Consider the following 22,253-nt stretch of genomic DNA (forward strand, 5'->3'; position numbering starts at 1 on the left):
GGCAATCATGCCTCCGGCACGGTGACCCGGTGCAGCCGAGGTAGCACGCGGGTCAGCACCCAGTGCGGTGCGGCGGCGCCGCCGGTGAGGCGGTGCATCAGCTTGGCGGCACTGTCGACGGCGTGGAAGGCGTACGGCACCATCTCGTCCTGGTATCCGCCGATCGCTTCCTCCACCGGCGTGCCCTTCGTTCGGGCCTCGACCAGCTTGTGGCCGAGCAGGGCGGCGTCGCGCAGCGCCGTGTTGCCGCCGTGCGCGCCGAACGGCGGCATGACGTGCACGGCGTCGCCCATCATCGTCGCCCGGGGCACCGTCCACCGGTGCGGGCGCCGGCCGGTGGCGAACAGGTTGAGCACCGTGGCGTCCAGTTCGGCCGTGTCGACCAGCCGCCGGACGAGCGGGTGGAAGTCGATGCTCTTCCGGGCGGCCACGTGCCACAGCGCCCGCAGGTCCCCGCGGACGCCGGTGGGCAACTCGTCCCGCCGGAGCAGCAGTGCCCACATGACGTAGTCGTCGCCGGTGGGGGCGTAGCTGCCCGGAGCCAGGCGCGTGAACGCCTCCCGCGGGCTCTCGCCGAACCGCATCGAGGTGAAGAAGAAGGCGCTGCCCGGCCGGTCGGCGATGGCGAGGACCCCGCTGGTCCGCAACGCGTCCGGGATGACGCTGGCGCCGTCGCGCCGCAGCGGCGACCGGCCGTAGATGCCTGCCATCGGGGTGTCCGCCGGGTCGGCGTCCGGCGTGAGCTGCGCGCGCAGCGCCGAACCGACGCCGTCCGCGCCCACCACGACTGTGGCCGCGGCGGCCCCGCCGTCGGAGAACCGCAGCCGCAGCCCGGCCGGGCCACCGCTGTCCACCGCGACGCCGTCCTTGCCGTAGTGGATGCGCCCGTCCAGCCCGGACCGCAGGATCGACCGCAGTGTCAGCCGGTCCACCTGACGGGTCTCGTGCGGGTCGTGCTTGAAGGTGATCGTGAAGGCGTCCCGCAGCCGCCTGTCGGTGAAGCGCAGGTGCCCGCCGGGCTCGTCGCCGGTGGCCAGCGCCAGCCGGTACAGCGGCCGGGGCAGGCTCTCACGCAGCGCCGCCAGCCCGTACCGGTCGAGGATGATCCGGTATCCCTGCCGCCGGACGAAGGGGCCCGGGTCCCGCTCGTAGACGTGTACGTCGATGCCGGCGCGCGTCAGGTACTGGGCGAGACAGAGGCCGGAGAGGCCGGCGCCGGAGATCGCCACCGAGAAGTCCGTCGATGTGCTCATCCAATTACCTTAATCATTAAGATGATTCGGGCAAGGGTCACTGTGAACAGTCACCTTGGATGAATACTCAAGTTGGTTGTATATTCGGCTCATGGGATCGGCATCGCGTCCCGCGCTACGGGAACCGTCGTACTTCGTCCTCGCCGCCCTGCTCGGCGGGCCGCTCCACGGTTACGCCGTGATCAAGCGGGTGACCGAGCTGTCCGGCGGGCGGGTGACCCTCGCCGCCGGATCGCTGTACTCGGTGATCGACCGGCTGCTCGGCGAGGGTCTCGTCATCGCCGACGGCGAGGAGATCGTCAACGGGCGTGCCCGCCGCTACTACCGGCTCACCGACGAGGGCTGTCGCGTACTCACCGACGAGGCCGACCGGCTCGCCCAGGCCGCCCGGGTGGTCATGGACCGCCTGCCGCGCCGGGTCGCATCGCAGGCAGGTGCCCGTCAACCTTCCACCGTGAGGATCAGACCCGCATGACTTCCGATGTCCTGGAGAAGCGTTACCGCATGCTGCTGCGGGCCTACCCGGCCGGCTACCGGCGCGAACGCGCCGACGAACTGATCGACACGTTGATCGGCGACGAACCCACCACCCGTCGCTGGCCCAGCGCCCGGGAGGCGGCCTCGCTCGTCCGCGGCGGCCTGCGGGTGTACGGCGGCAGCAGCGCCGTCCGGCCCGCCGCCGTGCTGTTCTGGCAGGGCCTCCACCTCGGCGCCCTGGCGGTGCTGGCGCTGGGAGTCCTCATCGGCCTGGACGACCTCGTCGAGGCGTTGCAGTACGGCGGGCTCACGGACCCCCTGACCGTCCTGCGCAACCAGGGCGTCCACGAGCTCGTGCTGACCGCCGCGCTGGTGGCACTCGTCGCGGGTCGCGCCCGTACCGCCGCCGTCCTGGCGGTGACCGCGGCGGTGGTGCCGAGCCTGATCTCGCCGTACCTGTTCCTCAACGGCCTGCCGCAGTGGTGGGCGCCGGTCGTCGCCGCGCCGCTGATCGTGCTGGGCCTGCGGCGCCCGGCGGACGTGCCGCCGGCGCCCCGGGCCAACGCCGTCCTGGTCACCGCCGGCATCCTCGCCCTGCATCTCATCCCCGCGGGCGGCCTCCGCATGGCCGACGCCGGTCCGCGGATCGTCGTCGCCGTCATGGTCGTCGCCGGGATTGCCGCCTTCCTGTGGGTGGCCACGGCCGACCAGCGGCTGCTGATCGCCGTCGTCCCCACCCTCCTGCTGGGTACGCTCCACCAGTTGGACAACAGCGGGTTGACGGGGGAGTTGCTGCGCCGGCCGGACGCCCTGCCGTCCCTGGTCGTCGCGGTCCTGATGGCGGTCGTCGCGATCGTGTCGACCCAGTTGCGGCAGCGCACCCGAGCCTGACCGACAGGCGGGTGGTCCGGTGTGACCCGCGTCAGCTGATGCGTGCTCGGGCCAGTGGAGGATCTCTTGCCGAGCCGGCCTCTACAAGGTCAAGCGCGCTCCGCGCGGCGCGGGCCGGGGCCCGGCAAACGGTTCCTACAGAGCCGCCGCCCCGCCCGCCTACGGCGCCGAGGCGAAATCAACCGGCCCGAACCCCACGCCCCGCCCCGCGCGTCACACCTGGGTCAGTGAGGTGACCCGGTGACGAGTCCCGAAGGACGACCAAGGCCAGGCGGACACCTTCCACCCGATGCCGGCGATCCCGAAGCAGCACGAGATCCGGCAGGCCAACCGCGGCGGGGCGAAGTTGCCGAACGTTTCCGCACGGTCGCTCAGGGCCCCAGGTGGGGAAGGGGTGGAGGTGGGTGGGAATGGTGGGGTGAGGAAGGAGGCGGGGTTAGAGCTGTGCCTCCGGCGGGGGCCAGACGACTCCGAGATGGAGTTGCCGAACGGTTCCGGTCGGAGAGTGGTTGAGGTGGGATGCCATCCCGCCAGCCACCGACCCAGGCAAGCCGAGCAGACCAGGGCCAGGGTGACAAGGTCGTACGTCCAGTAGGGCGCTCCACCTTGTCACCCTGGCCCTGGTCTGCTCCACGGTGTGTGGGTCGGCGGCAGACAGTGAGGATGGTGGGGTGGGTCGCCGGGTTGGTCTGACTCACCGGCAGACCGACGGTTGCTGTCCTGATCCCGATTCGTCGGCTGGCTCGGTGGCCCCGTGAGCTGCATGTCACCGGTCAGGCGTCGTGACTTGATAGGAGCCTGTGCGAGAGGCCCCACCACTGTGTTGTCCGCATCGCCTGACCGGTGACGTGTCCCCGTGTTCTCGACTCGACCGAGAAGGGCGGACCTCACCAGCATGGCAGCGAAGAAACGATTGGTCATTGGTGGTGTCGACACCCATCGCGACACTCACCATGCGGCGATCATCGACAGCACCGGCGGTCTCCTGGCCGATGCCGAGTTCCCCGCGACCGGCGGCGGCTATTCGGACTTGCTGGCCTGGATGCGGTCCTTCGGCCGCCTCGTCGCAGTCGGGGTGGAGGGCACGGGTAGCTATGGTGCGGGCCTCGCCCGGCACCTGGCCCGGCACAAGGTCACTGTCGTCGAGGTCGACCGGCCTGACCGCAGGACTCGACGGGCCAAGGGCAAGTCCGACCCAATCGACGCCATCGCCGCCGCCAGGGCCACCCTCGCCGGCACCGCCATGGGCACGCCCAAGACCCGCACCGGACCCGTGGAAGCCATCCGCGCCCTGCGAGTGGCCCGGCAGGGGGCGGTCAAGGCCCGCACGGCAGCCATCAACCAGATGCGTGGGCTGGTCGCCGCCGCACCAGAGGCTCTACGGGCGCAGCTGACCAAGCTCAGTGCCGCCGTCCTGGTCAGCCGCTGCACCGCCCTCACCATCGACCCGACCAAGCTCAACGACCCAGAACAAGCCACCGCCGCCGCACTGGCCGGACTCGCCCGACGGGTCACTACCTTGACCGACGAGATCACGACCCTCGACCGGCAGCTGGCACCCCTGGTCCGCCAGGCCGCACCCCGCACCAGCGCCCTGTTCGGCGTCGGCACCGACGTCGCTGCCCAGCTACTCACCACCGCCGGCGACAACCCGAACCGGCTCCACTCCGAAGCAGCCCTCGCCCACCTCTGCGGTGCAGCCCCCATCCCCGCCAGCTCCGGACGGGTACGCCGCCACCGCCTCCACCGAGGAGGCGACCGCGGCGCCAACCACGCCCTACACACCATCGCCCTCTGCCGCCTGCGCTACGACCAACGCACCCGCGCCTACCAGCAACGACGCATCACCGAAGGCCTCAGCAAGCAGGAAATCCTCCGCTGCCTCAAGCGCTACATCGTCCGCGACGTCTACACCGCCCTCCGCGCCGACTTCGCCGCCCTCACCCCTTGACCTCCATAGGAGCATCGGGATGTCATCACTTCCTCGCGTCAAGGAAGGCGTCGGCTTTCAGTTCCTCACGCATCGCTTCAAGAAGGCGCGCACGACGGGCTAGATACGCGTCGCGAGCCGCCTGATCAGCCGCTTCGTCTTCCTCGACCATCGCAGCAAGCAGTCGCTCTAGCGCCGAAAGGAGTTCAAGGGTGGCGTCGACAGTCGATGCATTTGCTACCATCGCTACCTCGTCCGCCGCTGCCTGCATGCGAGTCTTGAGGGTTAACAGTTCATGGAAGAGTGCAGTTTCGGCTTCAATTCCGTGACGCTTCAAGCGGGCGAGTCTACCGACGAAGGCCTTAGCCTCCAGCGCAGTGGCGGCGTCCATGCAGGCAAGGAAGGCGACCTTACGCTCGGCTCTTCGAGACTGAGACTGTGTCTCGGCGTGCTGCTGTGCCACGATGCGTTCCTGAGCCCGCTGCGAGGACCTTGCGGCGACCAACCCACCGACTACGGTCGCAATGCCGAAGGCCGCACCGGACACGGGAGTCACCCAGTCCCAACTCACACCTCAACGATTACCAGGCATTGTCAAGTTTGATCGGCTGACGGGCTCGCCCAAGTCTATGCTGGCCGGCAGCGGCAAGGTGTAGTCCGGGCTGTGCTGCCATTATACGGCCAAGCCGGCCGATGGAGACGGACCGGGACCGACGCGAGGAGATAGGGCGAGCAGGTCAACGGCGGTCACTGACACCAGCCGACAGGAGTCTTGATCTTTGCGAGAGTGAGGTAGCACGAGAGTCCGCGGTCGCGGGGGTCGTTGCGGCAGACAGTTGCTAGGCGGGTGCTGATGCAGCTACGAGCACCTTCAGCTGTTCAACCGTCAGCCAAGGGCTGCCGCGGTGCGCCATCCGATGGCAGTTCGAGCAGATCAACGCAAGGTCGCTGAGCCGGGTGTCAGTCTCGCCGGAGACATGCAGTGGGGTCCGGTGGTGGCACTCGATGTAGTCACGTCCCCTCTCGCCGTAGACACGTTGGAAGTCGAACCCGCACACCTCACAAGCGATGGCGACGCCGCGCCGCTTCGCCTCGGCCAGTTTCTGCCGACGGAGCTTGGGGCTGCGCTCTCGGCGAAGGTGCTCCCGTAAGGTGACGCCGCCCTCCAGAATCGACAACTCGTCGAGGTCGGGATCGTCGATCGCAGGCTCTTCGCCGAGGCCCTCATGGAGCAGCCCACGGATTCGATCAGCCAGCGACCGCATCTCAGCTGGGTGGGCTTGGAACTCCTGGCGTACCAGCTTGTCTAGTTGGTTGCCGTTGCTGCGGTCGGCGACGATGTTGTAGGTCTTGAGGGCGACGCCGGCAGGATTGCGGAAGTCTGGATTGCGGCGACCACGGTGGATGGCGCGGCTCTGGAGCAGGTCTGAGAGGAAGCGCACCCGTTCGTCGCTGGCGTTGAGTTGGCGCCAGCCGTTGGACTGGACGAGGTCGCAAGCGAGGATGATCTCGTCTCGCGTCCAGTCTGGATTAGATAGGAAGGCAACCGTAAACCCGAGCCCTTTCAGCCGGTGGGCCACGGTTGTGTCCCCTTCGAGGGGCCCCATACTGTTCCAGTGCTGACGCCGTGCGCGTAGCCGACGATCGGTTTCGAGTCGTAGAGGTTTCCCGTGGTCGAGGTAGTAGGCCTTTGACCGACCAAAGCCGGTGGACTTGAGGAAGGCGTCACGGCCGAGCCTGTCGAACTCATGCACCGCGGCGAGTACACCGTCACGGGTTACATCGGCGAGCGTCACGGGCCGAGACTATGACGTTGGTGCAACAGGGAAGCGCCTGGCGCGAGGAGGCCCAGGGGCAGCCGTGCAGCAGCGGAGTACAGCAACGCATCAGCCTGTAGCAGTCGAAGCCCACCCGCCGTCGACGGCGTACCAGCGCAGATGGACGCATGAGACCGGGTCGCCCGTAGCTACGGATCAGAAGGCTCAAGAGTCGATCGCGGCACCTCAGAACCTTACCGTCCCGGCTCTCAACCGAACGGATCTTGTGCTCTGCTGCCGGTCGGTAGACCTGGCCCTAGGAAGCAAGCCCAATAGGAGTGCCAGTGGCCCAGCTGGACGCGATCAAAGACATCGCGGCAAAGATCCGTGCGGAAAAGGCCATTAAGATGCTTACGGTCGCTGGGTCGGTGGCGTACGTCACCGACCATGCCGGGGAACTAGCGCGGTTCCAGTATCTCGACGACCTCGCCGAGGAACTTATTCGAGACGAAGTTGACGAGAATGTCCGAGCCATCAGCTTTCACCTGGAGAACGTGCGCAACGCTCTGGCGAGAGAGCTGTGGCAGCAGGGTCTTGGTGTAGGCCCGTACACGCTAGACGAGCTGCTCTTCGACGCAGTCAAGAGCGGCGACTTGAATCCGGTCGTGTCTGTGCTAGCGAGACTTCGCCGAAGTGAGAAGAACGTCTTGTTCGCTCTCGGGACGGGCGAGGAGGAAGACCTGGTTAATCAGGCAATTGATGCTTCCTCTGAGCGCTTCAGATGTCGTAATAGCAGACGCCATAGCTCCATCCCCATATTCCCAGGTCGTCCTTCATCAAGATCCAGGCGTTCACGCCGGTAGCCCCACATCCGTCGTAGCGGGAGCCAAGGCCCCAGTCAGCGCAGATAAAAACACCGCCTCGCTGGACGGAAGAAATCTTTTTACTAGAAGTATTCTTCTCGGTGAAAATAGGAATATTGGTATAGGCCTTGGAGAGAATCTGTCCCGTGCTGCAGTTGGCGTAAGCCGTTGCCGCAGAAGCGGGTGCAGCGGTGGTGGTCGTCAGGATTAGACCCAGGACTGCGACAACTAGGGCAATGGTGCGGCGCATCAACGGAAATCCTCTCGACAGGAATTGAAGGATTGGGTAGAAGTCCAGATCTGGGAACCGGCTGGTCGCCGAGAATGCAGTGGTAACCTACTGCACGCGTTGACCGCGATACCCGATGTCCGCGGCCTTGCACCATCATCCTCATGTCTAGCCGGGCGTAGCCGCGGGTGGCGAAGAGTGGCGACGTTCGTTGCTAGTCCCGACCCGCAGGCGCCATGTCGGGCAAGTTTTCCGGAGTGGTTAAGCGTCCTCCCAGCAGACTGCATATGTCCAAATCCGGCCGTAGCCCACGTAGTCGATCCCGAGCCAGGCATTTACGCTTGTAGCCCCGCATCCGTTATAGCGGCCACCGACCATAGTTCCAAAGCACGGGCTGTACTCGTATCTGTCAATGTAAGCTTTTAGGGTGCTGGAAGTGTTCGGCTCAGCAAAAGCAGGTATTTTGGTATAGGCTTTGGCATAGACCCCTCCCGTACTGCATTTCGCATACGCTGTAGCAGCAGAAGCGGGCGTGGTGATGGTGGCGACCAGGCACAGTGCAGCGGCAGTTAAGGCGATGGCACGACGAATCAACGGAGTTCCCTTCGACAATAACCGAACATTGATCGGAATCATCACATGGTGGAAGCTTTGATCGCAACCCCACCAGCTGATAAAGGGCAAAATGACTGAACCCGCACCCGGCTGCGAGGATAGCGCTCCGTAGGGCATCCATGGCCGTCGCAGCAGCACGCCCACGCTTTGCACGAGGGGCGGAGCCCTCGTCGCATCAACGCCCTGCCAGTGCAGCCGCATCTTCCTGCTGCCGGATCGCCGCGGCATCTGCGGAGTCAGCAAGAAGTCAGCGCGAAGAGGCGCGTCACCCATGAGCGGATGGCCCACGAGGGCAATCGGAACGCAGTCGACGACATTCGTTGGCATCGGTTGAACCGCGACCGGCAGCGAGATTGACGTTCACACCGAAGAGGTCACTGGTTCGATCCGATATCGCAAACCCAGGTGAAGCTTGTGCTCGGGGCGCGACAACCTCATCGGAGCCGACGATGCTGACGGCCCCGTGCTGAGGCGGCTGCCCAAGGAATAGAAGCGGGAGCCGGGCTTCCACGTTGACGCGCAGTCGGCGCACGCGCGCGTTCGGGGTTATGTGGCCAGAGGCAGGCCGGTAGCGTTGGTCCGGCGGTGGCCCAATCGCCGCTGACGCATCCCGCGCTATGAGGAGGTTCGGGATGGAACCCTTGCCGGAGCTGACATTCGGGCAGCGGCTGAAGGTCTACCGGGAGCGCTCCGGGAAGACTCGCGCGGTGCTCGGTGGGCTCGTTGGTCGTAGCGCCGAGTGGGTCAAGGCGGTGGAGACCGATCGGATCCTGCCTCCGCGCATCCACATGCTGGACCGCATCGCACGTGCGTTGAAGGTCGACGTGTCCGCCCTGGCCGGCGAGCTGAGCGACCGGTCCGCTGTGGTGAACGGGCCTGAGCATCCGGCGCTGGCGTCGGTGCGGGACGCCGTGAACCGTGTCGTGCTCTCCGACGAGGCTGAGGTGGAGTCGTTGACCGGCTTGCGGGAGCGGCTTGCGGTGGCGTGGCGAGCGCGCCACCAGGCGTCTGACCACCGGACGGTGCTGGGTGGGTTGCTGCCGGGGCTGCTGTACGACGTGCAGCGGGCCGCGCTGATGTACGAGGGTGCCGAGCGTCGGCAGGCGCAGTCGCTGTTGGCGGAGACGTTCGGTTTGACGCAGATGTTCCTGGCATACCAGCCGGCTGCCGAGTTGTTGTGGCGGGTTGCGGACCGGGCGATGGTGGCGGCGCAGGATTCCGGCGATCCGGAGGCGGTGGCCTGTGCGGCGTGGTTCCTGTGCCAGGTGCACCGGGACGCCGGGGACTGGGACACCGCCATGGTGTTGACCCAGGATGTCCTGTCGGCTCTGGAGCCCAGGGCAGCCGACGGGAGCACGAATTTGCTGGCCTTGTGGGGCGCGCTCAACTTCGAGGCCGCCTACACCGCCGCTCGTGCCGGCGAGGAAGGCCGGGCCTGGCGGTACTGGGATCGGGCGGACCGCGTGGCGCAGCGTCTGCCGGAGGGCTTCTATCAGCCGCAGACGTCGTTCTCCCGCGTCGTCATGGGCGCCCACGCGGTGACCGTGGCGGTGGAGTTGCAGAAGTCCGGGGAAGCGGTACGCCAGGCACGCCGTCACGACTCGGCGGCCATCCCGTCGAGGCCACGCCGGGCACGCCATCTCATCGAGGTGGCGCGGGCGCACTACGGCAAGGACGACAAGGAAGCGGCCGTGACGACGCTGCGGCAGGCGTACGAGTCGGCCCCGGAGACGATCCGCTTCAACGGGTACGCCCGCCAGATCACGTTGGACCTGCTCGACGGTCCACGCGCCACCCGTGACGACGCCCGTGACCTCGCGGTCAAGGTCGGGCTGCTCTCCTGATCCAGGGGTAGGAACCTTACCCATTCCGCTCCGCGACCCACCGTAGCTTTCTGCTCACGGGATGCGGCGGGCGGTGCGGGTATCGCCTGGTCGCCGCGTCCCCCTCAGAACCGAGGGAGGGTCCGTGCGGCGCGTCTCGTATGACGAATACCTGTCTGCCACCGCGCTGACTCTTGCTCGTAGGCACCGGCCGGTGTGGTCGTGGCGGCTCTGGCGGCGCGTCTGCCGCTGTGGGTCCGACCTGCCCTGCCGCGCCCGGCACCGGATTCCGATCAATCGGGGCCACTGGCCGTCGGAGGGTGAGCAGTGACCAGTGAGCAGGAACAGGCGATCGTCGCGGTTCATGTCCGAGGGCTCGACGGCATGTGTGCCGGCTGCCGAGCGTGGTGGTCGCGGCTCACGCCGTACCCCTGCTGGCAGGTGGAATGGGCGACGAGCCGGCAGGCGCGGGCGATCACCGCGCGGTTCCTGGAGGGTGCGCGGTGACCACCCACGGGCCGGTCATGCCGGTGTGGAGCTGCGGCGGCTGCGACCTGCCCTGGCCGTGCCCGACGCGCAAGCGCGAGCTGCGCGCGGAGTTCATGGATGCGCCGGTGTCGCTGGCGCTGTACCTCGGCGCCTATCTCGTCCAGGCCACCGAGGACATGCCGTGGACGCCGGCGGGCGTGTTGCACCGCCGCTTCCTCGGCTGGACCAGGGAAACCGGCCCGCCCATGCCAGCCGAATCGGAGCCGGGTGTTCGATCGGGTACGGACGACCGGGCGCCACCCGCGTGGAGCTAGCGGCCTACCCGCTGGATCATCGCAGCGCGCTGAAGAAGGCGCGCAGGTCGGCAGCGAGCACGTCGGGCTCTTCCTGGGCGAAGAAGTGGCCACCGACCCCGGGCTCGCGCCAGTGGGTGAGGTTGGCGTAGGTGCGTTCGGCGAACGACCGGGGCAGGCCGGCGTCCTCCACGCTGACCGTGATACCGGCGGGCACGTCGACCATTGGCAGATGTGGGGCCAGGCGGTCGTCCCGGTAGGGCCGGAAGGACGTGCCGATGCAGTTGGTGACCCAGTACAGCATCACGGTGGTCAGCAGCTCGTCGAAGCCGAACCGGCGGGAGATGTCACCGCCACAGTCGCTCCAGCGCTGGTACTTCTCGATGATCCATGCGGCCAGTCCGGCCGGCGAGTCGCTCAGCGCTGCCGCAAGGGTGTCGGGCCGTGTCTCCTGGATGATTCCGTAGCCCCAGTCATCCTGGGCCTTCGCGTCGAGCATCGCGACGAACGCCTCCTCGGCCGCGCTGAGGTCGCCCCTGCGGTCCGCTGGCGGGAACTTGATGTGCTGCGAGAAGACCCCGATGACCCGATCTGCGTGGCGGGCGCCGAGCCACGTCGACACGCCGGACCCGATATCGCCGCCGTAGGCGCCGAAGCGGTCGTAGCCCAAACGGGTCATCAGCTCGGCCCACACGTCCGCGACAGCCGCCTCGGTCGTGGGGCCCTCGGCGAGTGGTCCGGAGAAGACGAAGCCGGGCAGGCTCGGTATGACGAGGTCGAAGTCTGCGAGCCGGGAGGCCAGGGGCAGCATCTCCGTGTACGTGCTGGGCCAGCCATGGGTCAGGATCAGCGCCGTGGCGTCAGGCGATGCCGAGCGAACATGAACGAAGTGGATCGGCGTGCCTCGGACCGTGGTGACGAACTGAGGGTGCCGATTGAGGGCACGCTCGGCCGCACGCCAGTCGAATCCATCGAGCCAGTACCGCACCAGACCTGCCAGGTACCCGGGGTCGGTACCGGCGGCCCACGGCTCACCTGGGGCGGCTGGCGCGAGCCTTGTCCGCGAAAGCCGAGCCCGCAGGTCGTCCAGGACAGCTTCGGGCACATCGATGTGGAAGGGCGTCACCTGATCATGATTCCATCGCACGGAGTCACTCGGCAGCCGCCCGAATGGGCAGGCCGCAGACTCGATCTCCGATCCGGGCGAGACATCCCCGACACCGAGGTCCTCGTCGACGGCTACGCCTACGGCTCGTTGTCCATGACGGCCTACACCCTGGGCATGTCCTGTCCACCGGCTGCCGGCCGGGGCGGATCCCCGCAGCCACCGCCTGGCCTGCCGCCGGACGGCTCCAACATCTGAGGGAGCGCCGGCTGCTCGGTGGCACCATCGATGAAGCCGACCTGCATCAGCAGCGCGAACACGGTCAGCGCCGGGGCGGGCCGGTCCGCGAAGTCCGCTGCGTCAACTCGGTTGTGTGCCGCTGCCCCGGCCTGGCAGCCTGGCTGCCTCGATCTGACGAGAGGCGGCCATGACGCGGACCTTCCTGCAGCCGGACGATCTGCACGACCTCGTGTCGGACCAGTTCGGCTCCGACCGGCGGCTCGCTGCCCTGGACCGGCTGACGGGCGGCACCAAGAAGGGCGTCTACCGGCTCCGGCTGGACGACCGGACAACCGTGATGCTGTACGTGTGGGCCGCGGACGAGAACTACTGGCCCCCGTCACCGACCATCCCGGACGACCCGTTCACCGATGCGTCGGGCGCGGATCTCTTCGCCGCCAGCCACGCGGCGCTCACCGCGGCGGGTGTGCGTGTCCCGCATCTGATGATGATCGACCGGGACGGCCGTCACCTCGACGCCGACATCGCGCTCGTCGAGGACGCCGGCGCGCGACGGCTGGAGGCGGTGCTGGAACACGATCCGGCCACCGCCGCCAGGCCGCTGTCCGCGCTCGGCGACGCCCTGCGCCGCATGCACACCGCCTTCGGACCGCACTACGGCAAGGTCGCGGCCGTCGCGCGAGGTGAGGCGTCCCAGACGCGGCGCGCGGAGGACGTGATCGTCGACCGGGCGCTCGGCCACCTCGACGCGGCAGCGGCCCGCGACGCCCGGCTGGCCGACGCCCACCAACGGATCACCGCCCACGTACGCCGTCTCAGGAGCGCGGTCGCCCCACGCGAGGAGTACGGGCTGGTGCACGGTGAACTCGGCCCGGATCACGTGCTCGTCACGCCGGCCGACGAGGCCGTCATGATCGATTTCGAGGGGCTGACGTACTTCGATGTCGAATGGGATCATGCCTGGCTGCAGATGCGCTTCGGCGAAGCGTATCCGGCGCTGCGTCCGGTCGATCTCGATCCCCACCGGCTGGAGTTCTACCGGTACGCGCAGACGTTGTCCTTGATCGAGGGGCCACTGCGGATCGCGGACACCGACTTCCCGGACCGGAAGTGGATGCTCGACCTGGCCGAGTGGAACATCACCAAGGCGCTCGCCGCGACCTGACGGCAGCCTCAGTCGGCCGCCGGTCTACCAGGGGAGCGGGCCCTCGGCGTCGAAGTAGCCGCCGGTGGGGCCGTCGGGGCCGACCAGTGCCATCCGGACGATGATCTCGGCGCCCTGCTCGACGGTCTGGATCCCGGTGTTCCCGTTCAGGTCGGTCCTGGTGAAACCGGGCTCGACCGCGTTGATCCGCATGTTCGGGAACGCCTTCGCGTACTGCACGGTGATCATGTTGACCGCGGCCTTCGAGGCCGGGTAGGCGACACCGGGGTACGCGTACGCCGGGGTGACCGGGTCGGTGACCCGCGTCAGCGAGGCCAGCCCGCTGCTGAGATTGACGATGACCGGGGCCGCCGAGCGCTGCAGCAGCGGCAGGAACGCGCCTGTGACACGGACGGTGCCGAAGACGTTCGTCTCGAACGTCTCCCGCATCATGTCGGCGGTCACCTCCGCGGCGCCGATCACCCGGTTGCCGGTGCCCCGGCCCTCGACGCCCGCGTTGTTGATCAGGACGTCCAGCCCTCCGTCCGCCTCGACGGCTCGCGCCGCGGCCGCCACTGACGCGCCGTCGGTGACGTCGAGCTGGACGGCCCGGGCACCCAGCAGCTCGGCGGCGCGGCGCCCGCGTCCGGCGTCCCGGCTGCCGACGTAGACGGTGTGGCCGGCGGCGACGAGCCGACGGGCGGTCTCGAAGCCGAGTCCCTTGTTCGCTCCGGTGATCAATGTCGTGGTCATGGCTCCATGCTGCGGCGCGGCGGCGCGGTGACCCAGTCGTCCGGTTTTCCTGGGACTGCCGGTACCAGGCAACGCCCCAGCTCGGCGGCGCACACTGGGGGCATGGCGACGGAGTTCGGGCAGGCGGTGCGCCGCTGGCGCGACCGGGTCCAGCCCGCAGCCGCCGGGCTGCCGGCCGGCGGGCACCGGCGTACGGCCGGCCTGCGTCGGGAAGAGCTGGCGCTGCTGGCCGGGGTCTCCGTGGACTACGTCACCCGGCTCGAACAGGGCCGCGCGTCCCACCCGTCGGGGCAGGTGGTCGAAGCCCTGGCCCGGGCTCTGCGACTGTCGGCGACCGAGCGCGCCCACCTGTTCCGGCTGGCCGGGCTGGCGCCGCCGGGCGCGGAGACGGTGCCCGCGCACCTCACCCCGAGCGTCCAGCGGATGCTGGACCGGCTGGCCGGTACGCCCCTCGCCGTCTACGACGCGTCCTGGACGCTGCTCGTGGCCAACGTGCCATATGCGGCGTTGATGGGGGATCCGTCCGGGTGGCGTGGTCACCAGCGCAACGCGGTCTGGCGGCATTTCCTGGGCCCGGGCACCCGGGCCCGGCACACGCCGCAGTCACTGCGAGCGTTCGAGATGGCGCTGGTCGCCGACCTGCGCGCGGCGGCGGATTGCTACCCGGCCGACCAGCGGCTCCGGCGGCTCATCGCGGAGCTGCGGGCCGGCAGCGACCGGTTTGCGAAACTGTGGAAGTCCGGCGCGGTCGGCCGCCACGAGGCCGCCCGCAAGACCATCGACCACCCGAACGTCGGCCCGCTGACGCTGGACTGCGACGTGCTCACCGTGGCGGGCAGCGACCTGCGCATCATGATCTACACGGCCGAGCCCGGCACCGAGGACGCCGACCGCCTCGCCCTGCTCACCGTGCTCGGCACCCAGGCCCTGGTCGGCTAGCCGCCACTCGCCCGGGACGCCGTGGCATCGTCAGCGCTTGGCGACGGTGAGCAGCACCGCGGCGTCCTCCAGTGCCTCCAGCGTGTGCCGGCGGTCCGGCACGATCAGCAGATCGCCGGGTGCGCCGTCCCAGGACGTCTCGCCGGCGCCGAGCCGGACCCGGCCGTGCAGCACGTGGACGGTGGCCTCGCCGGGGTTCTCGTGCTCGCCGAGCGCCTGGCCGGCGGTCAGCGCGATCACCGTCTGGCGGAGCCTGTGCTCGTGGCCGCCGTAGACGGTGGAGCTGCTGCGGCCGCTGGAGGAGGCGTGCGCGAGCTTGAGCTGTTCGCGGGCCAGTGCGGTCAGGGATGACTTCTGCACGAGGGTCACCTGCTCACGGCATGGTGGCTTTCGGGGCGCCCTTGCCCGGGTCGATCCGGGTCGGACCGGCGGCCGAGGGGCGGATGTCGAAGTCGAAGATCTCGGTGGGCAGGTAGACGGTCGCGCAGGAGTTGGGGATGTCCACCACGCCGGAGAGCCGGCCCTCGATCGGTGCGGCACCGAGCAGCAGGTACGCCTGTTCCGGCTGGTAGCCGAAGCGGGTCAGGTAGTCGATGGCGTGCAGGCAGGCGCGCTGGTAGGCGAGTTGTGAGTCGAGGTACCGCTGTTCGCCGTCGAGGGTGACCGAGAGCCCGGAGAAGGCAAGCCACTGGGAGTACTGCGGCGGGTTGTCGCCCGGCATGAAGATGGTGTTCTCGGCGACGCCGTACGTCTGCATGCCGTTCTTGATCACGTCGACGTGCAGGTCGACGAAGCCGCCCATCTCGATGGCGCCGCAGAAGGTGATCTCCCCGTCGCCCTGGGAGAAGTGCAGGTCGCCGAGGGACAGGTTGGCTCCCGGCACGAACACCGGATAGAAGACCCGGCTGCCGACTGTGAAGTTCTTGATGTCCTGGTTCCCGCCGTTCTCCCGGGGCGGCGCGGTCCGCGCCGCCTCCGCGGCCACCCGGTCGAAGTCGGCGCCGGTGAGGCTGCCGAGGATCGCGTCCTGCGGCTCCGGGGGCAGGGCCAGGGGCGGCACCCGGTCGGGCGCGGTGGCGATCAGCGCACCCTCCCGCTGGTTCCAGGTGGCCAGCAGCGACGCGGACGGGGCGGTGCCCATCAGCCCCGGGTGGGCGATCCCGGTGAACGAGACCCCCGGGATGTGCCGGGAGGTGGCCTTGCGGCCGGAGAAGTCCCAGACCGCCTTGTACGCGTCCGGGAACTGCTCGGTCAGGAAGCCGCCGCCGTTGTTCTTGGGGAAGATGCCCGTGTAACCCCAGCCCTGGCCGGCCAGCGGGCCTGACTCCTGCGGGATCGGGCCCATGTCGAGGATGTCGACCATGAGCAGGTCGCCCGGCTCGGCGCCCTCGACGGCGAACGGGCCGCTGAGCGCGTGGACCCGGGTCAGCGGCGCGTCCCGGATGTCCTCGGCGGAGTCGTCGTTGTGGATCGCGCCGTCGAACCACTCGCGGCAGTGGACACGGAACGACTGTCCGGGACGTACCGTCGCCACGGGCGGGATGTCGGGATGCCAGCGGTTGTGCCCGACCTTCTCCTGGTCGGTGAACCTCTTCGTGGAGTCGAGGGGGAACAGCAGTTCAGGCACGGTCTCGGGCCCTTCTCGTGGTCACCATCGGGGCAGGCGGGCGTGGGCCGGGTTCGTCGAGCGGCGCGCCGGGCGACCGCCGGGTACCCGCCCGACCACCTCCGGCTGTTCCGCGCTGCGCTCGGTCCGGTCCACGGCCTCGCGTAGCGCCGCCGGCATGCGGGTGAGCCGGGGCGCGGAGAACACCCGTGTCGCCGGGCGTCCGCACCGGGGGCAGCTCGTCGACGGGCCCGCGGTGCCGATCGGCATCACGACGTCGAAGTTGCCGTCCTGCGGGCAGCGGTACTCGAAGGTGGCCATCGCGGCTTCCCGTCCAGCCTTCGTGCGTGCGGTGGCCTCCTGCATCGGCTCACCCTGTCGTTCCGATTGTGGCTGATCAGTCGGATAGGCGGCGGAAAACGACGAATCAGGCAGGAGTCGTACCTCGCAAGAGGTTGCCGCGCCGACCGAGGTGTGGGACATGTTGGCGATCATCGATGTATTGGCGGCATCGTCGACGTATGGCTGCCGTCTCGTCGTCCTCGCTGTTCCGCCGCCTGCGGCCGGGTCTGCCGGCCGCAGGCGTGCTGTCGGCCGCGGTACTGGTCACCGCCCTGATCGCCGCGCCGTCGGCCGGCGCCGGCACCGCGTACCCCGCTGCCGCGACGGCGCCCGGCGGCGCCGCGGTGCCCCTCGCGGACCCGACCGGGACTGTGACGCCCACGTCGACGCCCAGGACGCCCGACCCGCCCAGCACCACGCCGTTCCCGCCGAGCGCGCCCACGCACCTGGCCGCCACCCAGGTGCGGACCACGTCGGTCACCCTGACCTGGACGGCAGCCGCGCGCGGCTGCTGCCCCGTCGTCGGGTACGACATCACCTACTACCAGGCGTTCAGCGACGTGATCTACAGCCTCAGCCTCGGCGACGTCACCACCGTGACGATCACCAACTACATTCAGCCGGGCCAGCAGTACTCGTTCCGGGTGTCGGCCCGCGACGGCGACGGCCGCCGTTCGCCCGCCACGGACGAGCTGAAGGTGGTCACTCCGGTGACCGACACCGGCCCGGACACCACCCCGCCGAGCGCCCCGCAGAACCTCACCGTCGGCGAGGTCACCGGCTCCGCCGCCACGCTGTCCTGGGCGCCGTCGACCGACGACGTCGGCGTGCTCGGATACAACGTCTACCGGTTCGACGGCTGGTTCACCTCGACGCTCGTCGCGACCGTGCCGGGGACCACGTACACCGGGCCGCTGCCCCCGTCGACGCCGCTGCGCACCCTGTACTACGTGCGGGCCCGGGACGCCGCCGGCAACGTGTCGATCGCCTCCAACACGGTCACCGTGCCCACGACGTCGACTCCGCCGCCACCGCCGCCCTCGACCTGCCGGGTGACCTACCGGAACCAGTCCGAGTGGCAGGGCGGTTTCGTCGCCACTGTGACGGTGCAGAACACCGGGACGGCGCCGGTCGACGGCTGGATCGTCACGTTCGGTTTCCCCGGCGACCAGCAGGTCACCAACGCGTGGAACGCCGCAGTCGGGCAGGCCGGCGCCGCGGTGACCGCCCGCAACGTCGACTGGAACCGGGTCATCGCGTCGAACGGATCCGCGACCTTCGGCTTCCAGGGGCGGTGGAGCACGAGCGACGCGCCGCCGACCGGCTTCTCGCTCAACGGCGTCCCCTGCACTGTCGGCTGAGAGGAAGTCCTGTGACCACACGCCACCGCCGCCGCGCCCTGGTCGGTGCCGTCACGGCCGTCGTCCTCGCCGTCACCACCACAGTCGGGGGTACGCCCGCGCCGGTCGCCGCCGCTAACACGCTCAGCATGCGCGGCGCCGACGTCTCCTCGTTGCAGCGCAGCCTGGACCTTGGTGCCAAGTACTACGACGCGGGCGGGGTGGCCCGTGACCCGCTGGACATCCTGCGGTCCGTCGGTCTCAACTACGTCCGGCTGCGCGTCTGGAACAACCCGGCCAGTGGCTACAACAACAAGACCAAGGTGCTGGCCCAGGCACGCGTCGCGAAGGCCAAGGGCCTCAAGGTGCTGATCGACTTCCACTACTCCGACACCTGGGCCGACCCCGGCAAGCAGTACAAGCCCGCCGCCTGGGCCGGGCACAGCCTCAGCCAGCTGCGCAACGACGTGTACGCCTTCACCTACGACGTCTGCGCCGCCCTGCGTGGGCAGGGCACCCTGCCGGACAGCGTGCAGATCGGCAACGAGATCAACGTCGGGATGCTGTGGAACGAGGGCAAGGTCGTGAACAACGATTTCGCCCCCCTGGCCGGGCTGCTCAAGCAGGGCTACAACGCGGTGAAGGCGTGCGGCGGCGGCATCCCCGTCATGATCCACACCGCGAACGCCGACAGCAACGCCAACGCACGCTGGTTCTACGACGGCATCCGCGCCCAGGGTGTGCAGTGGGACATGACGGCCCTGTCGTACTACTGCATGTGGCACGGCAGCCTGGCGAACCTCTACAACAACATCGTCGACCTGCGGAGCCGCTACGGGAAGCCGGTGGTGATCGTGGAGACCGCGTACCCGTTCACCCGGGACGACGCGGACAGCCAGCCGAACGTCATCGGCGGCGACGCCACCTGCGACGGCATCAGCGCGACCTGGGCCGGGCAGGCCCAGCAGTTCGACTGGGTCCAGAACACCGCCCGCAACGCCGGCGCCATCGGGGTCTTCTACTGGGAACCCACCTGGTACGCCGTCCCCGGCAACGGCTGGGACCCGGCGAACATCAACGGAACCGGGAACGGGTGGGACAACATGGCCCTCTTCGACTGGTACGGGCGGGTGAACCCGGGGGTGCGCTGGACGCCCTGACGGGTCGGCCGGCGCACCCCGGTTCAGCGTCCGAGGAGCCGGGTGATCGAGTGGCGGCGGCCCCACGCGATGAACACGAACAGCACGAACAGCACCACCGGTGTGAGGACCAGCGCGCCGCCGTCCAGGATGAACGCCTGGGTGACGGCGGCGCCGATCATGAGCAGCGCGAGCCCGACAGCGGCCAGGCCGGCCAGCCTCGGCACGAGCAGCCCGATGCCGCCGGCCAGTTCCAGCAGGCCGACGAGGTAGCGGAACCAGGGCGCGGAGCCCATGTCCTCGAAGGTCTGGACCGCGTTCGTCTCGCCGAACAGCTTGGGGCCGGCCGAGGCGACGATGAAGAAGACGCCGAGGAAAACCTGGAGCACCCACAGCGTCCGGTGCAATCCGCGGGCGACGGGCTGGGGAGTGGTGTCGGCAACGGTCATGGTTCTCGTCCCTCCTGGCGGTCTGCCGGTTTCCGGCATTCGATCGGATACACCGGTCAGACCGGCCAGGGCGGGCGAACTCATCGCGCCCGGAGCGGGACGAAGTCCAGGATCAGATGCGGGGGGCCTCGGACTGGTTGTCCTCGGGGGATGCGAGGCGTTGCTGCAGGCGGTCGGACTGGGCGACTGATCCGCCTCTCACGCCCAGGCCGCGTCGAGCCGCGTCATAGAAGCGATCACGGCTCGCGTTGGCCTGCTGGTAGAGGCCGCTCAGCGGCTCGGTGGTCTCCCCGACCTCGCGGGCTCGGTGCTCCAGCCGCCAGACCGCCTCGCGCCAGTCCTGCGCGGCGGCGACCGTGGCGGCGTCCCCGAGCAGCAACAGGCGTTCCCACGCGAGGGTGTGCCTGATGTCGGCGTCGGCGAGCCGGGGCAGCGCCGCGGCCTTGTCCAACCCTGAGCGGTACTTGTCGCCGTCCGCCGCGGCCAGGACCCGCAGCGAGATCGCCTGGATCTCCTTGAGCACCTGTGCGAACTCGCCGTACGCCTCCAGTCGTCGTTCGTCCCACCGTACGGACTGACCGCGCTTCCACTGACTTCTGGTGGACAGGAAGGTCACCAGACCCGTACCGAGGGCACCGACGACGACGCCGAGCAGCGCCGGCAACTGTGAGACGAACGCATCCATCGGCGCAAGCGTGTCATCCGGCGTCAACGCATGCCGGATGACACAGCTTCGGAGCGAGAATGGAGCTTCAGACGGTCTCGGCCGTGAAGGCGCCGGCCTCGGCACGCAGCTCCGGCCGCATCAGGCCGTACCGCAGGGTCGTGGTGATGCCGGGCGCGGGTGTGCGTGTCCCCCAGCAGCCGCCTGTCCGGCCGTACCCTCTCCTGGTGAAGCTCCGCCGCCGGCTGGTCGCCGTGTCACTCCTCCTGGCGGTCGAGGCGGCGGCGTTCGCGCTGCTCGTCACCGAGTCCGTGACGGATGCGATCGCCGCCGCCGGCCTCACCTGCGCGTCGCTGTGGCTGCACCTCGCCCTGCACGAGTGCGGACACCTCGTCGTGGCGAAGCTGCTGCGCCTGCCGGTCGTCGCGGTCCGTATCGCGCCGTTCAACGGTTGGCGCAACGAGGTGGCGGTCCGGCCTTCGCCGTCGATGCCGGCGTTGCCGCTGCGGATGGTGCTGTTCAATCTGGGTGGCCCGCTGACCAACCTGTGCGTCGCGACGGCACTCGCCGTCGCGTCGACGTCCACCGGTACGGCGTCGACGCGGTTGACGTTGCTCTGCGCCGCGTTCGTCGGGGCGCTGCTCGGCCTGACCAACCTCCTCCTTCCGGGGCGTTCGACCTGCAGCGACGGCCAGAACGTGCTCCGCTGGCTCCGGGCTCCGGCAGCCGCCCGTGACGGGCTGCGGGCGGGTTACTACCAGGAGGAGGTGATCAGGGCTCTGCGGGCGGTCACCCGAGCGGGTGGTGACGTCCACCGGGTCGGGATTCAGGCCCGCGCCGACGACGCTCCGCTCCTGGCCCTCGCTGCCTACCAGCAGAGACTGATGACGGAAGCCACCCCGTCGGCCGAACTGATCACGGAGGCCGAGCGGCTCGCGGCACTGGCTCGCGCGGGCAGCACCGATCCCGCGGCCGCCGCCGCGATCGGCCAGACGCTGAGCGTCCAGTTCGGGCTGTGGTACCTGTACGCCGCGGTGGTGGCCGGCGCGCCGGTGGAACGCCGGGAGGTGCGGGAGATCTCGGAACTCGCCCGGATCGCCGCCCGGACGCAGCCGCGAGTGTTGTCCGCCCGGATCGCGATGAGCCTGGCACATCTGCTCAACCAGCGGCCCGAGGATGCGCGATCGCTGCTCCTCGACGTCCGCCCGGGTGCCGAGCCGGTCGACCTCTGTGCCGTCGCGCTCCTTCTGCGGGCGGCCGCCGAGTCGTATCTCGGCAACCACACCGACGCGGACCACCTTCTCCACGCGGCCCGCGCCGACTACCCGCAGCTGGCGCAGCTCGTGGCCGCGATCCGGGCAGCCGATCCGGCTCCGCCCCTGTTCGCGCCGGTGGCCGGCGTGGTCATTCCTCGAAGCCGGACGGGTGGGCGTCGCCGACCGCGTTCAGCAGCACCCCCTGCTCCAGCAGCGCCTTTGCGGCGCAGAGGACCATGGTGAACCCGCCCATCGAGTCGATCGCCTTGCTCACGGCCTGGTCGGCGTTGCCGGCGAAGCCGGTCTCGGTGACCCGGACCAGCGTGGTGTCGTCCCCACCCGGCAGGAACCGCCACTCGACCCGGGTGGGGGACTCCGGATCCCACTCGACCAGGATGCGGCGGTTCTCCTCCACCTCCTTGACCGTCACGACAGTGGAGACGCCGTACATCTCCCAGTCCCAGGTGACGACGGCGCCGGGTTCCAGCCGGCCGCTGCTCCTGGTGAACCAGAACCTCGTGGTCACCGCCGGGTCGGCGAACGCCTGGAAGACCTCGGCGGCGGGCCGGCGGATGAGCATCTGCGCGGTGATGACAGGGGGTCGGGTCAAGCGGTCACTGTCCACGGGCAACGGTGTTCCCTTCTCTCCTGGCCGG

Annotated in this window: 24 protein-coding genes; 12 read left to right on the forward strand and 12 right to left on the reverse strand. The window is 69.1% G+C overall.

Annotated features, from left to right (window positions below):
* Positions 1-5 precede the first annotated feature (5 nt).
* Positions 6-1,253, reverse strand: coding sequence for an FAD-dependent oxidoreductase (locus AC2CHG_RS00570; RefSeq protein WP_484523927.1), 1,248 nt, complete (start codon positions 1,251-1,253; stop codon positions 6-8).
* 91 nt (positions 1,254-1,344) lie between these two features.
* Here AC2CHG_RS00570 and AC2CHG_RS00575 point away from each other — a divergent pair, with 91 nt between their 5' ends.
* The 3 genes from AC2CHG_RS00575 (at position 1,345) to AC2CHG_RS00585 (ending at position 4,572) form a co-directional block, all read left to right on the forward strand.
* Positions 1,345-1,728: a PadR family transcriptional regulator gene (locus tag AC2CHG_RS00575; RefSeq protein WP_484523928.1), complete on the forward strand. Its 384-nt coding sequence runs from the start codon at positions 1,345-1,347 to the stop codon at positions 1,726-1,728.
* Complete coding sequence (locus AC2CHG_RS00580; protein WP_484523929.1) at positions 1,725-2,621, forward strand: hypothetical protein; 897 nt, start codon at positions 1,725-1,727, stop codon at positions 2,619-2,621. The genes AC2CHG_RS00575 and AC2CHG_RS00580 overlap by 4 nt, the downstream gene beginning before the upstream one ends.
* Positions 2,622-3,516: 895 nt before the next feature.
* A complete protein-coding gene (locus AC2CHG_RS00585) occupies positions 3,517-4,572 on the forward strand; it encodes an IS110 family RNA-guided transposase (RefSeq protein ID WP_484523930.1) in 1,056 nt (351 codons plus the stop codon).
* 25 nt (positions 4,573-4,597) lie between these two features.
* On the opposite strand, the gene AC2CHG_RS00590 is transcribed toward AC2CHG_RS00585, so the two are convergent.
* The gene (locus AC2CHG_RS00590) at positions 4,598-5,014 is read right to left on the reverse strand and encodes a hypothetical protein (protein ID WP_484523931.1); all 417 of its coding nucleotides are present in this window, start codon (positions 5,012-5,014) and stop codon (positions 4,598-4,600) included.
* Between the two features lie 376 nt (positions 5,015-5,390).
* A complete protein-coding gene (locus AC2CHG_RS00595) occupies positions 5,391-6,347 on the reverse strand; it encodes an HNH endonuclease (RefSeq protein ID WP_484523932.1) in 957 nt (318 codons plus the stop codon).
* Between the two features lie 305 nt (positions 6,348-6,652).
* Here AC2CHG_RS00595 and AC2CHG_RS00600 point away from each other — a divergent pair, with 305 nt between their 5' ends.
* Positions 6,653-7,171, forward strand: coding sequence for a hypothetical protein (locus tag AC2CHG_RS00600; protein WP_484523933.1), 519 nt, complete (start codon positions 6,653-6,655; stop codon positions 7,169-7,171).
* Between the two features lie 490 nt (positions 7,172-7,661).
* Here AC2CHG_RS00600 and AC2CHG_RS00605 read toward each other — a convergent pair whose 3' ends face one another.
* On the reverse strand, positions 7,662-8,159 hold the full coding sequence (locus AC2CHG_RS00605) for a hypothetical protein (protein WP_484523934.1): 498 nt from the start codon (positions 8,157-8,159) through the stop codon (positions 7,662-7,664).
* A gap of 488 nt (positions 8,160-8,647) precedes the next feature.
* Here AC2CHG_RS00605 and AC2CHG_RS00610 point away from each other — a divergent pair, with 488 nt between their 5' ends.
* The 3 genes from AC2CHG_RS00610 (at position 8,648) to AC2CHG_RS00620 (ending at position 10,641) form a co-directional block, all read left to right on the forward strand.
* Entirely contained in the window at positions 8,648-9,859 is a 1,212-nt protein-coding gene (locus AC2CHG_RS00610; protein ID WP_281600652.1) for a helix-turn-helix domain-containing protein, read from the forward strand.
* Between the two features lie 306 nt (positions 9,860-10,165).
* Positions 10,166-10,345, forward strand: a complete 180-nt coding sequence (locus AC2CHG_RS00615; RefSeq protein ID WP_281600653.1) for a hypothetical protein — start codon at positions 10,166-10,168, stop codon at positions 10,343-10,345.
* A complete protein-coding gene (locus tag AC2CHG_RS00620; protein WP_281600654.1) occupies positions 10,342-10,641 on the forward strand; it encodes a hypothetical protein in 300 nt (99 codons plus the stop codon). Before AC2CHG_RS00615 ends, AC2CHG_RS00620 begins: the two co-directional genes overlap by 4 nt.
* A gap of 16 nt (positions 10,642-10,657) precedes the next feature.
* On the opposite strand, the gene AC2CHG_RS00625 is transcribed toward AC2CHG_RS00620, so the two are convergent.
* A complete protein-coding gene (locus AC2CHG_RS00625; RefSeq protein WP_484523935.1) occupies positions 10,658-11,746 on the reverse strand; it encodes an epoxide hydrolase family protein in 1,089 nt (362 codons plus the stop codon).
* A gap of 406 nt (positions 11,747-12,152) precedes the next feature.
* Here AC2CHG_RS00625 and AC2CHG_RS00630 point away from each other — a divergent pair, with 406 nt between their 5' ends.
* Positions 12,153-13,130, forward strand: coding sequence for a phosphotransferase family protein (locus AC2CHG_RS00630; RefSeq protein WP_281600656.1), 978 nt, complete (start codon positions 12,153-12,155; stop codon positions 13,128-13,130).
* Positions 13,131-13,154: 24 nt separating this feature from the next.
* On the opposite strand, the gene AC2CHG_RS00635 is transcribed toward AC2CHG_RS00630, so the two are convergent.
* Complete coding sequence (locus tag AC2CHG_RS00635) at positions 13,155-13,862, reverse strand: SDR family NAD(P)-dependent oxidoreductase (RefSeq protein ID WP_104114708.1); 708 nt, start codon at positions 13,860-13,862, stop codon at positions 13,155-13,157.
* Between the two features lie 102 nt (positions 13,863-13,964).
* Between AC2CHG_RS00635 and AC2CHG_RS00640 the strand changes: the two genes are divergently transcribed.
* Positions 13,965-14,801: a helix-turn-helix transcriptional regulator gene (locus AC2CHG_RS00640; protein ID WP_484523936.1), complete on the forward strand. Its 837-nt coding sequence runs from the start codon at positions 13,965-13,967 to the stop codon at positions 14,799-14,801.
* Between the two features lie 30 nt (positions 14,802-14,831).
* Here AC2CHG_RS00640 and AC2CHG_RS00645 read toward each other — a convergent pair whose 3' ends face one another.
* Genes AC2CHG_RS00645 through AC2CHG_RS00655 form a run of 3 tightly spaced genes read right to left on the reverse strand, consistent with a single transcriptional unit; the run spans position 14,832 to position 16,728 of the window.
* Positions 14,832-15,161, reverse strand: coding sequence for a cupin domain-containing protein (locus AC2CHG_RS00645; RefSeq protein ID WP_064447525.1), 330 nt, complete (start codon positions 15,159-15,161; stop codon positions 14,832-14,834).
* A gap of 13 nt (positions 15,162-15,174) precedes the next feature.
* The gene (fmdA, locus tag AC2CHG_RS00650; protein ID WP_484523937.1) at positions 15,175-16,428 is read right to left on the reverse strand and encodes a formamidase; all 1,254 of its coding nucleotides are present in this window, start codon (positions 16,426-16,428) and stop codon (positions 15,175-15,177) included.
* A 21-nt stretch (positions 16,429-16,449) separates the two neighbouring features.
* Complete coding sequence (locus AC2CHG_RS00655; RefSeq protein ID WP_194800774.1) at positions 16,450-16,728, reverse strand: zinc ribbon domain-containing protein; 279 nt, start codon at positions 16,726-16,728, stop codon at positions 16,450-16,452.
* Positions 16,729-16,928: 200 nt separating this feature from the next.
* On the opposite strand from AC2CHG_RS00655, the gene AC2CHG_RS00660 reads away from it, so the two are divergent.
* Positions 16,929-18,110: a cellulose binding domain-containing protein gene (locus tag AC2CHG_RS00660; protein ID WP_194800775.1), complete on the forward strand. Its 1,182-nt coding sequence runs from the start codon at positions 16,929-16,931 to the stop codon at positions 18,108-18,110.
* An 11-nt stretch (positions 18,111-18,121) separates the two neighbouring features.
* The gene (locus tag AC2CHG_RS00665) at positions 18,122-19,249 is read left to right on the forward strand and encodes a glycoside hydrolase family 53 protein (RefSeq protein WP_194800776.1); all 1,128 of its coding nucleotides are present in this window, start codon (positions 18,122-18,124) and stop codon (positions 19,247-19,249) included.
* Positions 19,250-19,272: 23 nt separating this feature from the next.
* Here AC2CHG_RS00665 and AC2CHG_RS00670 read toward each other — a convergent pair whose 3' ends face one another.
* On the reverse strand, positions 19,273-19,677 hold the full coding sequence (locus AC2CHG_RS00670) for a DoxX family protein (RefSeq protein WP_194800777.1): 405 nt from the start codon (positions 19,675-19,677) through the stop codon (positions 19,273-19,275).
* Between the two features lie 112 nt (positions 19,678-19,789).
* Positions 19,790-20,362, reverse strand: coding sequence for a hypothetical protein (locus AC2CHG_RS00675; protein ID WP_194800778.1), 573 nt, complete (start codon positions 20,360-20,362; stop codon positions 19,790-19,792).
* Between the two features lie 206 nt (positions 20,363-20,568).
* On the opposite strand from AC2CHG_RS00675, the gene AC2CHG_RS00680 reads away from it, so the two are divergent.
* Positions 20,569-21,840: a hypothetical protein gene (locus AC2CHG_RS00680; RefSeq protein ID WP_484523938.1), complete on the forward strand. Its 1,272-nt coding sequence runs from the start codon at positions 20,569-20,571 to the stop codon at positions 21,838-21,840.
* Here the strand turns inward: AC2CHG_RS00680 and AC2CHG_RS00685 are convergent.
* Positions 21,746-22,207 (reverse strand): SRPBCC family protein, encoded by a 462-nt coding sequence (locus AC2CHG_RS00685; protein ID WP_484523939.1) that lies wholly within the window; start codon positions 22,205-22,207, stop codon positions 21,746-21,748. The genes AC2CHG_RS00680 and AC2CHG_RS00685 overlap by 95 nt on opposite strands.
* Between the last annotated feature and the right edge of the window lie 46 nt (positions 22,208-22,253).

The organism is Micromonospora sp. ATLC20 (assembly GCF_057196585.1).